The sequence below is a fragment of the Microbulbifer okhotskensis genome (assembly GCF_023895975.1).
GTDB classification, from domain to species: domain Bacteria; phylum Pseudomonadota; class Gammaproteobacteria; order Pseudomonadales; family Cellvibrionaceae; genus Microbulbifer; species Microbulbifer okhotskensis.
This window is the reverse complement of sequence record NZ_JALBWM010000113.1, coordinates 1-12738: the sequence shown is the minus strand read 5'-3', so window position 1 is coordinate 12738 and position 12738 is coordinate 1. Positions and strand designations below refer to the sequence as shown.

The window sequence follows — 12738 nt, the reverse complement described above, 5'->3', positions numbered from 1 at the left end:
TATACGGCTGCTGCAGCAGCCTAAAGGGTGATGCACTTCAGAGTTGAATGCAGGAGAGATAAATGAAAGGGTGAAGTATAATACGGATAGAAAGCCACTATACAAGATTCTAGAGAAGGGTGGCATTCCACTTTATATTCATTTTGATAAAAAATTTGTTTATTTCATTGTGGACCACAGTTATTTTTCTGGTTATATGGGGTTGCTTTTTTCCGGTTATGCTGATTGCCTGTTGAGGAAAGATGACGCTGGATCGGTGGATCGGTGGAGCGTGGATCGATTATAAGACGCTTATATCGAGGGGATGAACGACACTCAGTATTGAGTCTTGCTATGGGATTTTCCAAGGCACTTTTTTTTGGTGCAGGGATGATTTTATGCAATATGAGGGGTGGTGGAGAATCTCCTTTCCTTTTGGATGATAAGCAAGATGTATCGGAGGAGCTTGATGATATTGTGCTGGTTTCAGCCAAAATAAAGTCTCACGAAATTTCTTTTGAGAATATTCTTGAAATTTTCATTCTATTCTTTACCCAGGTCTTTGATCGAAGTAAGGCAAATATATTAATAACGCAGGAGTTTATTAAAAATATACCTAAGCAAAGGGTGGGGAATGTCGGGAATACGGCCTCAGGGTTTCATTTTTCTTTAGGTTCTTTGGGTGAATTTTCACGGCATCAAATTTATTGGCTAAAAAAATATCATATAGCTTATTACACTATGGTATTGCTTGATGTGCTGAACGTGAAGAAGAGGCCTGGTTCGAAGATTGTGGAGGATTTCATATTTAGTTATTTGCCCAAAAGGGAGGATGGTTGTACTGCGACATATTCTATTACAAGGGATGCATTGGTGTTTGCTATCAGTAAGGGTAGTGATGGTTACTGTGTTGATGTGACAGTCAATAAGGCTATGTTTGATCTTGATAGGGTCGTTTTCTTTCTAAGGCAATTTTCAGTTGAATGTGATGTCCTGGATATATGATCGGGTAGTGCTGCGAACCTTTAAGTCAGGGTAAGACCAAAGCGCTTAAATTCGCGATTGCTAAATTCATAGTATCCGCTTATTTTGTTGCAGATGTACTGATAGTTTGGGTTGTTTAACTTTTCGACTCTGTTTGGTGTGTAGTTGGTTCTATTGCCTAGATGGATCTTGTCTTGATGATAGACAATGGCTTTTTTCATGAAAATAGGTTTCACCTTGAAATTATTAATTATTCTGTAAGCTAAATCGATGTCATCATATCCCCATGTGCCATCATAGTGCTCATCAAAAAAACCTGCTTTAATGATATCTTCTTTGTTAAATACCATATTGCAGCCATAAAAATGCCCCCAAGGTTGTTCTGTGTTCGGCAAGCGTTCTATTTTTCCGATCCGCCGGTCTTTTAGAAGCCCGTAGTTTGATGGGCTTTTGAACCGTGGGCAGGTGTTAAGGTATCCATTAGTCTTGTCTATTTTTTTTGTATCAATATCATTTTTGAGGATAAATTCTCTGATGCCTGCCATGCAGATGTTACGTCCATTTTTATGGATTTCTGCACTGATCTCCGTGAGATATTGGGGTGAAGGAATGCAGTCGCTATCCGTAAAGATACACCAATTATTTTTTGATATTCTTACCCCTAAGTTGCGTGCCGAATTGAGCGCGAACGGGTTGGTTAATACTGGCCTGTAAACTAAAGTTAAGGCCAACCTATTTTTGTATTGATGGTAACATGAAATAATATTTGGATCACTTGAGTTGTTGTCGATTAAAATCAACTCAAAATCATTGGTGGGGAATGATTGTGCAGAATAGCCTTGTAGTACATTTTCCAAGAGATCAGCATTGTTATAGCAGGGGATAATTATGCTGAATCTAGTTTTCATATGTCACATGCACTTGGTATTGTAGTTTAGGTTAAACCTTTTGATGGTGTTCAAAAGGCTATCTTAAGATATTAAGTGATATGTAATATTTTAGCATCCGGCTGAATCCAGCTAAAAGCGGTTTAAAGTGTTAATTTTAAGGTTTTTGATAATGTTGGCGCTAAGTTAGTCGACAGGTTAAAATCGAAATACATCGGGTTGTTGATTGATGGACGCCATTGCCTATCTTAAAGTTAGGTCTAGCAGTGAATTTGTAAAGATAGAAGATAGGCGGGAGGAGATTGACGTCAAATTATGTAGAGCGGGTCAGGAGCGGTTCCATCCACCTTGAAACAAGACCTGCGGGACTGATCGGAAGTGAATGATAAAATAATATGCGGCTGCAATTTTCTTTAGTCTGAGATTATACCTAATGAGTAGCTGAATGGTGGCCTTGCGTGACCATAGCAGCTATTGCTGTGTCCGTGTGCATGTGGAAGAGTTGCAAATTCCCATACTTTTGGGCTGCTAGATTGATATGTAATCAGATTTTTTTGGCGTTTTGGAAAAATTGGCGCCATTAGGATAGATGTCTATGCAGACTGCTGCCGGCGGTAGGGGCTCGTTCATCTAGTTATGCCCGGTATTTAAAGCGACCGCGCCTTGAAGTGGCTTGTATATTTATCCTTAGCATTGGTTTGGCGAGCGGCGCTTAACATCTGAAGACTTCAACGTTCACAGAGATATTATGGAGTTATTCAGAGGCTTCTTGGTTTCCATCGTCAGGATTTATATATAGAAAAATGACGAAGCGTATTCCTGAATCACTCCATTTAGAGGGGGTTTTGTTGATCAATTTTATAGCGTGACAGACCGTAAAAAGCCTTGGCTGGAGGCCTGTATACCAGATTTCCTACTGAGAAGTGCTGATGTTTTTATAGCCCAGATTGGCACCATGAGTTATATCCAGTGGGTCGGGTTGATGTTAGGGGTGGCATCAATGTGGAGAGTCGAAATCACTAAACTCTTCCCAATTGCCACCCCTGCAGATTAAGCAGAGAACTATATATACAATGATCTGTTTAATCTGCAGGGGATTTATCATGGTTCGTAAAAAATCAGTTCCTGAAAAACATTAGTGCAGCCAAATTCTTTAAAGAGTTTGGAGGTGAAGAGCAGTGCTTTAAGGCACTTTTCCAGTGGTGTTGGCAAAACGGTTTTTCTTGGCCGTAACCACGCTGAGTTATAGCCGGGTTAAAGTTGGAGGTAATGGTTTGAGTGTGGGTGTAGCAGTTTACCTCGGTAGAGAATTTCCCGCGGGATTTTGTTGCGTCTGACCTATTATTTGCGCCATTTAATATTCCCGTATCAAGGGGATAGCCTATTGTTGTGGTCGCCTGTATTATAGTTTTGCGAGCAACACTGGCCAGTGTGATATTTTACTCTATGGATCTGGCCCTATTAAGGATAACAATAATGAAACGTATCCCTGAACCATTCCGTATTAAAATGGTTGAACCGATCAAAATGACAACCTTCCAAGATCGGCAAGCCGCACTCGATGAAGCGGGTTTAAACCCTTTTTTGTTGCGTAGCGATGATGTTTACATCGATCTGCTAACAGATTCCGGCACGGGTGCTATGAGTGATAACCAGTGGGCTGGCTTGATGCTGGGGGATGAGTCCTATGCGGGTAGTCGCAACTATTACAATCTGTGTAATGCGGTCGAACATTTTTTTGGCTATAAATTAACCGTTCCTGCGCATCAGGGGCGTGGTGCTGAACAGATTCTGTTCCCCGCCTTAATCGAGCGTATGCGCCAGGTGCGTGACGGTACTACGCCAGTGTTTATCTCCAACTATCACTTTGATACTACTGCGGGTCATATTGAGATGAATGGTGGTAAGGCCATCAATGTAGTGGATGAGCGAGCATTTGATACCAACACGCCTTATAACTGGAAGGGTAACTTTGACCTGCAAAAGTTGGCGGCGACTATTGAACAATATGGTTCGCATAATATTTGCGCAATTATCACAACGATAACCTGCAATAGTTCTGGCGGTCAGCCAGTTTCCATGGCGAATATGCGTGCGGTGTATGAAATCGCCAGCAAGCACGATATACCGGTGGTGATTGATTCAGCGCGTTACTGCGAGAATGCCTACTTTATCAAGCAACGTGAAAAGGGGTATCAGGATAAGTCGATCCTTGAAATTATCCGTGAGATGTATCAGTACGGTGATATGTTGACCATGTCTGCGAAAAAAGATCCCATGGTGAATATTGGTGGTCTTTGTTGTATTCGCGATCATGAAGAGCTGTTCCAGGCAGTGCGTACCCGCTGTGTACCCATGGAGGGTTTTGTGACATATGGCGGCATGGCAGGACGTGATATGGAGGCCCTGGCCCGTGGCCTTTATGAGGCCGCCGATGAAAACTTCTTGCACTATCGAATCGGTCAGGTCACATACTTGGGTGATCGTCTGCGTGAAGCTGGGGTGCCGATCCAGTATCCAACTGGCGGGCATGCTGTATTTGTTGATGCCGCCAAGGTCTTACCTCATATCCCGCCGGAGCAATTTCCCGCACAGGTTCTAGCGAATGCACTTTATTTGGAAGCAGGTATTCGAGCGGTGGAAATTGGCTCTTTATTGTTGGGGCGTGATCCTGAAACCGGCGAGCAAAAGAGGGCCGATCTGGAATTGATGCGCCTGACTATTCCGCGCAGAGTGTATACCAATGATCATATGGATTATATTGCCGATGCGATTATTGAATTGCAAAACCGGGCGCATGAGCTAAAAGGTTTAACCTTTGACTATGAACCTCCCGTATTGCGACACTTTACGGCGAGATTCAACGCGCTTTAATGACATTTGAAGTCTCGTAAAGGCTCCTGAAGGAGCCTTTTTTTGATGCAGAAGGTACTTCATTTAATAGGGTTGTCTCTACTGTTTAGTCTTCACCATTGAGGCTGGATATAAATTTAGCCAGCCAGTCTGCAACCAATTTAATTCTGGGCACAGTTTGCCTGCCGGCCGGAATCAGGGCGTAAAGGGTATTGCTATCTACCCTATAGCCAGGTAGTACCTCTATTAGTTTACCTTCATTCTTGGCTTTATCGAGGGCGGCTTTCGGAATCAAGCCGATACCAATTCCGGCGCACATTGCGGTATAGATGGAAATTACATCGTGGCATAAAAGCTGGCCGCCAATGGGCACTCTGATGGTGACACCTTCTTTATCGATAACTGGCCAGTATTCTTGCGGTTGGGTGCTATAGAAGCGTACGCACTGGTGTTTCGATAAGTCCAATGGAGACTCTGGAATCCCCTCCCGTGCCAGGTATTCTGCTGTAGCGGCTAATCGTGGGGAAATACTTCCCAGACGCTTTCCTATATGAGTGCTGTCGCTGGGGGCGCCGATATGAGTGGCTATGTCCCACCCCTCAGCCAATAAATTAACGGATTCGTCACTGAGGCTTATCTGAACCGTTAGAGCGGGATGGGTGCTGAGAAAAGAGCTAAGGGCGTTCATGATGCCATAGGCCAGCATCGAAGTCGGAACAACTAGCCGAACGATACCAGATATGACCTTACTGTTTGGGCGCAACTCTTCTTGCGCTAACTCCAGCTCCATAAGAATACGGCGGCAGCGGGCGTAGAATGTGCGCCCTTCATCGGTGACGTGCAGACTTCTCGTCGTTCGCTCAAGTAATCGCACTCCAAGAGTGTTCTCGAGGCGGGCCAGCCGCCGGCTCATCAGGGTGGGAGAGAGGTTCAGTACCCGGCCGGCTGCAGCGAGGGTTCCACAGTCAACTACCTGGGTAAAGACCTGCAAGTCTTCTATATGATCAATATCCATGCGGCGATTATATACAAAAATGAAACAGATATTTGACAATTATGTCTATTTCAGTATGTTCTGGAATGGCCTAAATTCCTCCTTGCCGACACTAAATGTCTCTCTCAGGAAGGGCTGGATATGAACAAGATTATTACTACACGTTTGATTGATGCTGATATTGACACTGTCTGGAAGCAAATTGCCGACGTTACTCTGATCGAAAACTGGCACCCAGGGGTGGAGACCACGGATCAGTTAAGCAATCGCCCCAATGGTGTTGGTGCGACACGGCGCTGTAATTTTTACGATGGCAGTGAAGCAGTCGAAGAGGTTGTGGAGTTCGATGAGAGCTATCGTATGAAGATCAACATTCGAGAGTTTAAAGCACCGATGAAACAGTTCGAATCCACTTGGCAGCTTAAGAAAACACCCAGTGGATCTACCCAAGTGATCGTAACAACAGTTTATGAAATGAAGCTCAGTATTTTGGGGCACCTGTTGAATATCCTGGTTATTCGGGGGCGAATGCCGAAACTGCTTGATAAAGTCTTGGCTGGATTGGAGCACCATATCACTAAGGGAGAAGTAGTCAGACGGGATTTTGTTGTTGCGGCTTAGCTTTTTGGGGCTGAATTCAGAAAGCAATAATTATTTATTTGGTGGAGCGGCTGTTTGGTTCTTTAGGGGGGGGCAAGTTAAGAATATATTGGTGGGGTCAGTGTGTAAAAAAACCTCCTTGCATCTTCGCTGGTTATTGTTGAACAGCGCTATCTGGCGGCACTCTTTTCTGTTGGTGGTTTGGTGTACTGTAATATGCCGCTCTGGAAAGCATAGATTTTTAATTCCTTTTTTTCAGTTTTTCTGAAAAATACTTTGGTGACTATTAGTCTTCTTCAGTATTTTTGTTTGTGGTTCATGTGGCAGGTACGAACAAATAAAATCGGTGTGTTTTTCTCGATAGATTCATGGGTGGAGTCTCACACTTTATCGGTTGATCTGCAGAAGGCCATAGCAGAAAGGGAAGTCAGTTTCTTGCCTGGGCAGGGGAGTTGTGTAGGACACAATAATCTTGTGACGTGGGTCTTTTGACTGGTCGTACTAGGCTATTGCACTATTTATCCAACCTTGAATTAAGCGTTATCAGGAATAAAGGGACGCATTCAAGCGGTTCACCGGCTATTTGTTTTAAAAATGGTGATCTCTGGTATCACCTTGTCTATGACCGGGAAGTCATTAATCAAGGTTGTGATTTCGGCACCTTTACTACTTAATTAATCGACCGATTAATTAAGTGGGATATCACGGTGAACGAAACCACCCCCTACCGCGGCCGCGGGCACCCTAAGGACCCGGAACGTGAACTGCAGGTGCGGGAGGCGCTGATGCAATCGGCCTTCTCACTACTTCGGAATAAGGCCTTTCGCGATATCTCTATCCGTGAAATCGCCCAGGGTGCGGGGGTGAACTCTGCCATGATCAGCTATCACTTTGGCGGTAAGGAGGGGCTGATTATTGAGGTGATGCGCCATCAGTTTATGCAGCATGGCCCCGCATTTCTCAATGTGGGTTTGGATGACAAAGAACCTTCATTAGAGATGCTGAAAGAGGCTATGGCGCGGATGATTCGCCTTTACATCAGTGAGCCTTGGATCCCTCGCCTGATTGTGGGCGAGGTGGCCTCCAAGCCGGGCCGTATGCGCGACCTATTTGCCGATCGATTGGCATCGCAGTTGGGCCCAAAACTTTGCGAACTTTTAGGCGTACTCCAATCTGCCGGCCAGTTGCGCCCGGACCTGGATATCAAGCTAATGCCCATATCTTTTATCAGCTTGATTGCTTTCCCCTTTATTGCTGGAGATCCTTTGAAAGAGGGGTTTGCCTTCGCGCTGGGTAAGGATAACGGTGAAGAGTGGATAGCCCACACAGTACAGCTACTGCTCAACGGAGTGGTAAATATTTCTATAGACGAGCATCCGGAGACTGGCGGTGATGATTAAAGCTCCATTAAAAAAACTATTGAATCGCCGGCTCGCGCTACCGGCATTGATAGCGATAGGCATTTTCTTCGCCATGGTATTGGTAGTCAGCAAGCGCCCCCCAAAACACGATGCTGTAGAAGCACTGATGACACCGGTTCATGCGCTGGAAGTGCAGGAGAAGCAATTACGAGCGAGGGCGGTTGCTTATGGCGAGGTTAAACCCAGCACATTCCTTGAAGCTAATGCGGAAGTGAGCGGCCGGATAGTTTATACCGCACCGGAACTGGAGCGTGGCAATATTATTCCAGCAGGCTCTCTGGTTCTGAAGATTGATGACACCAGCTATCAGTTGGCCCTGGCCCAAGCAGGAAGTGATCTGGCGGCCAACCGCGCCAACTTGCAGGAACTGGAGGTGGAGGAAACCAATAGCCAGCGTTCCCTGGAAATCGCCGAGCGCAGCCTCAAACTTGGTGAGAAAGAGCTCGCACGTAAACAGAAGTTGGTATCCAAGGGTACAGTTTCCCGTTCTACCGTGGATGTGGAAGAGCAAAATATGCTGCGTCTACGCCAGGAGGTGCAGAACCAAGCAAGCCAGCTTTCACTATTCCCAACCCGCCGAAAAGTGATCGAGGCACAAATTGCCCGCTCAGAGGCCCAGGTGCGGGACAGTAAATATAATCTGGAGCGCACTCAGGTAATACTGCCTTTCGATGCCCGTATTGGCCAGGTTCACGTCGAGGAAAACCAATATGTTGCCGGCAACGCACGCCTGTTCGATGCCAGCGGCCTAGCTCAGGTGGAAATTGCTGCAGAACTCCCGATGGTTCATGTAGCTCCACTTTTGCGCAATCTCAGACCAGGTAATGATAGCCGGCCAACGTCGGCTGATCTGCCCAGGATTTTGCTGGGTTTGGATGCACGCATCACCTTGGTTGGCGGACCTGGCGATTCGGAATGGCAGGGCAGAGTGGTTCGCCTGGGGGGAACCCTGGATAGCACCAGCCGTACGCTTTCCGTGGTAGTTGCCGTCGATGACCCTTATGGAAAAGCCCTTGTCGGAGAAAAACCGCCACTGTTTCGCGGTATGTACGCCCGCGTAGAGTTGCTCGCTCCTGTCGCGCCAGTATTGGCGATCCCACGCCGCGCCCTGCACGAGGGCAGGGTCTATCTGGTGGAGGACGGACAGCTACGCGTGCGTGAAGTAGAGGTGGATTATCACCAGGGAGATACCACTGTGATTAGTGCAGGCCTGAATCCCGGTGAGCAGGTGATTGTGACCGATGTGATCCCGGCGATTAACGGCATGGCTGTGTCTGTGATCAGTGGTCAGCAAGAAGTGGTGGTGAACTCCAGAGGTATTCAGCAGTGATTCGTTTTTTTGCCGGCCACCCCACGGCGGCCAACCTGTTGATGGTCGCGCTAATGCTGAGCGGGTTGTTCGTTCTGCCCAGTATGAAGCGCGAGACCATGCCGGAAATCGATAAATTCGAAGTGCAGGTTTCTGTGGCCTATCCCGGTGCCGCGGCTGCCGAGGTGGAAGACAGTATTTGCCTGCCCCTGGAAGAGGCTACCGATGGCATCAGCTTTATTGATGAGCGCCTGTGTGAGGCCAAGGATAACCTCGGCTTGATGACTTTGAAAATGCAGGAAGCTGGTGATATGAACCAGTTTGTTGCTGATGTGGAGTCCGCCGTGGATAGCATCGACTCCCTGCCCGCAGAGAGTGAGCGCCCGGTGATCGAAGAGTTGGGTCGTACTCAAGGTGTTGTCAGCATCGCGATAAGTGCCGATTTGCCGCTGCCGCAACTGAACCAACTGGCGGAGCACTACCGCCGAGAACTGCTGCGTGATCCAGCGGTACCCATCGTGCGTATCTCAGGCTTTTCTGATCACCAGCTGCAGATTGAAATCTCTGATTACAATTTGCGCCAGTACGGGCTTAGCGTCACGCAGCTGGCCAATATTATCGACCAGCAGGCAATTGATATGCCCGCTGGAAAAGTGTCTACACCGGATCGCGAATACCAAGTGCGCTTTACCGAAGAGCGCCGAACCGTAGCCGAGCTGGAAAATCTCGTCGTTATTAAAGGTGAGGATGGCGCCGAAGTACGCCTCGGTGATATTGCGAAAATTTACGATGCTTTTGAGCTGGCCGAAGAAAAAATTACTTTTGACGGGCATCGAGCAGCCCTGCTCAACGTGGAAAAGAACAGCGTGGATGATAGCCTGCGAGTTTTGGAGGCTGTGCGCGCTTTTGTCGATCGGGAAAATGAAAAGTTGCCTGAGGGCATGAAGTTGACTCTCACCCAGGACGGCGCCTCCATTGTCGCTGATCGCCTGCGAATGATTATCGCCAACGCTTGGCAGGGGCTAATCCTGGTAGCCTTGGCACTGTATCTTTTTTTTAGTGGACGCTATGTATTTTGGGTGGTGATGGGCCTGCCGGTTTCGTTTCTAGGCTCCTTTGCTCTGATCACTGCCATGGGTGTTTCTATTAATATGATCAGCCTGGTGGGATTGCTGATCGCGATCGGTATTCTGATGGACGATGCCATTGTGCTCTCGGAAAGTATTGCCAGTGAGCATCGAGATGGTCGCTCTCCATTGGAGGCGGTCATCAATGGCACTAAGCGTGTCGCTCGCGGTGTACTCTCTTCCTTCGCCTCCACTGTGATGGTGTTTGGCGGGCTGATTTTTCTCAAAGGGGATATGGGGCAGGTGCTTAAGGTACTGCCGATTGTCCTTATATCCGTACTGCTCATCAGTCTGGTGGAAGCTTTCTTGATCCTGCCGGCCCACTTGCGCCATGCCCTTGAGCACAAAAGCCGCACGCCTGCGTGGAAGCAAGCCTTTGCCAAGCGCTTTGAAGGCTGGCGTGAGAATATGGGTCGTGCTGCCGACTGGGCGGTAAAATATCGTTATGCTTTTGTGGGTGGTGTGCTCGGCCTGTTTTTTTTAACCGTAAGCCTGATGCCTGCGGGTATTGTAAAATTCCAGGGCTTCCCTACCTTAGAAGGCGACCTGCTGCAGGCCCGTATTCTTATGCCCCAGGGTACCTCACTGGTGGATATGGAGGTGCTGGTTGAAAAACAACTGAATGCCCTCGACCGAGTTGCTACAGAGTTTTCCGAAAATGAAAGCGCGCCTCTGGTACATCACACCAGTGTGACTTATGGCGTAAATGGTGATGCCTTTGAAACGGGCCCCCATGTGGCCACTATCAATGTCGACCTGCTCGCCGCAGAAGGGCGTAATACCAGCATGGATGAACTGCGCCATGCTTGGCGCGAGGCCGCTGGTGAAACACCTGGAGCCATCGCCATTCTTTACAAAGAACCCGCCTTTGGCCCTGCCGGCCGCGCTATACATTTGCGCCTCACCGGTTTGAAGCTGGATCAGCTAAAAGCGGCCTCTATTCGTCTGCAAAACTGGCTGCGTGGATACGATGGCGTCGTGAATGTGGTGGATGACCTGCGTCCCGGAAAACCGCAATTAACCGTAAAGATGCGAGAAGGTGCCTACGCCTCTGGGCTCGACGCCAGCAATGTCGCCAATCAGCTGCGCGCCGCCTATCAGGGGATGGAGATTGATGAGATCCAATATCTGGGGGAAACCTATGAGATTCAGGTGCGTATGGATGCGGATTCCCGTGGCGCCCTCAGCCGCTTCGACGAATTGGTTATTATCCACCCGGCCACTCAGCAGCGTGTACCCCTGATCGCTATTGCCGCTATTGAATTGAATCGCGATTATGCGCGGATTCAGCGTATCGATGGTGAGCGTGTAGTCAGTGTGTACGCTGATGTTTATACCGAAAAAGCCAATGCCGGTCAGGTACTAGGGGATACCCAGCAGAAATTCCTGGCCGAGCTCATCCAAGAATTTCCCGGCTTGCGCGTGGATATGCAGGGGGAGATGAAAAACAGTAAAGTCACTGGTAAATCTATCGGCCGCGCTCTTTTAATCGGTGCTATCGGTATTTACTTGCTCCTGTCCTTGCAATTCCGCAGCTATGTCGAGCCTTTGATTGTACTAGTAGCCATCCCTCTGGCATTGATCGGTGTAATCTGGGGCCACTTGATAATGGGGCAGAATATGTCCATGCCCAGCATGATGGGCTTCGTCTCCCTCGCTGGGATCGTGGTGAATGATTCCATTTTATTAGTGGAGTTTGTTAAACGGCGTGTGCGTGAAGGCATGGACGTTCACAGCGCCGCAAGCCAAGCCAGCCGCGACCGCTTCCGCGCAATTTTCCTGACTTCTCTCACAACCGTTGCGGGTCTATTGCCACTGCTGTTTGAAACCAGCTTACAGGCACAAGTGCTGGTTCCATTGGTAACCAGTATTGTGTTTGGCATCAGTAGTTCAACGGTTCTGATTCTCTTGGTGCTGCCCGCACTCTACGGGATATTAGAGGACTTTGGATTTACCGAGTCTCAGGCGGGAAGTGATGATAAGGGAGAATTGATGTCGGAGGCTTTGGTTGTTGCAACAGGTAAGTGATCTTCTAACCGTGAAGAAAAACTGGCTATGCAGGATATTTCCTAGCTTAATAGCACCAAATTAGGTGGTATTAAGCTAGCGAAAAATGTTTTGGGCTAACCTACCTAAAGCCTGCAATCAACTGTTTTACCAATCTTGGTGAAGTAAAAGGATGGATCTTCCAATAATTTATGAACCCTCAAAATCCCTGCTGTAGCCTCAGAGACGACATTCATCCTTTTCCATATTGCTCCTAGAGTTCCGATTAACGTGGTGGCTGATTTTTCTGAGATTGCTTCTGCATCCTTAGTAAAAGCCACTAATTTTCCACTACCGCTGGTCTTGAGCAAAGCACCAAAAGTTTCCTCGGCACCCAAAGTCCCAGCTTTGATACCTGCCTTAACAGGCCTGTTCCATACCGATATTCGCCAAAGAGGGATCTAAGCGATGATCGGTTACCGTATAGTTACTTAGGGAAACCTGTTGGAGCTTGTGGCTGCTCAGAGTATCTTGGGGCTGGTTGCCAGGGCTGTCCCATATAAATCAGCTTAAATCGTGGCTGTAATTATCTTGTCTA

The 12738-nt window shown here is 47.6% G+C and carries 9 protein-coding genes; 6 read left to right on the top strand and 3 right to left on the bottom strand.

What is annotated here, in order from left to right; translation table 11 throughout:
• Positions 1–333: 333 nt before the first annotated feature.
• Positions 334–984, top strand: coding sequence for a hypothetical protein (locus tag MO867_RS17875; RefSeq protein ID WP_252471696.1), 651 nt, complete (start codon positions 334–336; stop codon positions 982–984).
• A gap of 20 nt (positions 985–1004) precedes the next feature.
• On the opposite strand, the gene MO867_RS17870 is transcribed toward MO867_RS17875, so the two are convergent.
• Positions 1005–1871 (bottom strand): glycosyltransferase family 2 protein, encoded by an 867-nt coding sequence (locus MO867_RS17870; protein WP_256474151.1) that lies wholly within the window; start codon positions 1869–1871, stop codon positions 1005–1007.
• Positions 1872–3326: 1455 nt separating this feature from the next.
• Here MO867_RS17870 and MO867_RS17865 point away from each other — a divergent pair.
• Positions 3327–4724: a tryptophanase gene (locus tag MO867_RS17865; protein ID WP_252471692.1), complete on the top strand. Its 1398-nt coding sequence runs from the start codon at positions 3327–3329 to the stop codon at positions 4722–4724.
• A gap of 85 nt (positions 4725–4809) precedes the next feature.
• Here the strand turns inward: MO867_RS17865 and MO867_RS17860 are convergent, their stop codons facing one another.
• Positions 4810–5718: a LysR family transcriptional regulator gene (locus MO867_RS17860; protein WP_252471690.1), complete on the bottom strand. Its 909-nt coding sequence runs from the start codon at positions 5716–5718 to the stop codon at positions 4810–4812.
• A 120-nt stretch (positions 5719–5838) separates the two neighbouring features.
• Here MO867_RS17860 and MO867_RS17855 point away from each other — a divergent pair, with 120 nt between their 5' ends.
• From MO867_RS17855 to MO867_RS17840, 4 genes are all read left to right on the top strand, one after another.
• Complete coding sequence (locus MO867_RS17855) at positions 5839–6318, top strand: SRPBCC family protein (RefSeq protein WP_252471688.1); 480 nt, start codon at positions 5839–5841, stop codon at positions 6316–6318.
• Between the two features lie 686 nt (positions 6319–7004).
• Positions 7005–7697, top strand: coding sequence for a TetR/AcrR family transcriptional regulator (locus tag MO867_RS17850; RefSeq protein WP_252471686.1), 693 nt, complete (start codon positions 7005–7007; stop codon positions 7695–7697).
• Entirely contained in the window at positions 7690–9048 is a 1359-nt protein-coding gene (locus tag MO867_RS17845; protein ID WP_507161422.1) for an efflux RND transporter periplasmic adaptor subunit, read from the top strand. The genes MO867_RS17850 and MO867_RS17845 overlap by 8 nt, the downstream gene beginning before the upstream one ends.
• Positions 9045–12182, top strand: a complete 3138-nt coding sequence (locus MO867_RS17840; protein WP_252471682.1) for an efflux RND transporter permease subunit — start codon at positions 9045–9047, stop codon at positions 12180–12182. The genes MO867_RS17845 and MO867_RS17840 overlap by 4 nt, the downstream gene beginning before the upstream one ends.
• A 104-nt stretch (positions 12183–12286) precedes the next feature.
• On the opposite strand, the gene MO867_RS17835 is transcribed toward MO867_RS17840, so the two are convergent.
• A complete protein-coding gene (locus MO867_RS17835; RefSeq protein ID WP_252471680.1) occupies positions 12287–12538 on the bottom strand; it encodes a hypothetical protein in 252 nt (83 codons plus the stop codon).
• Positions 12539–12738 lie beyond the last annotated feature (200 nt).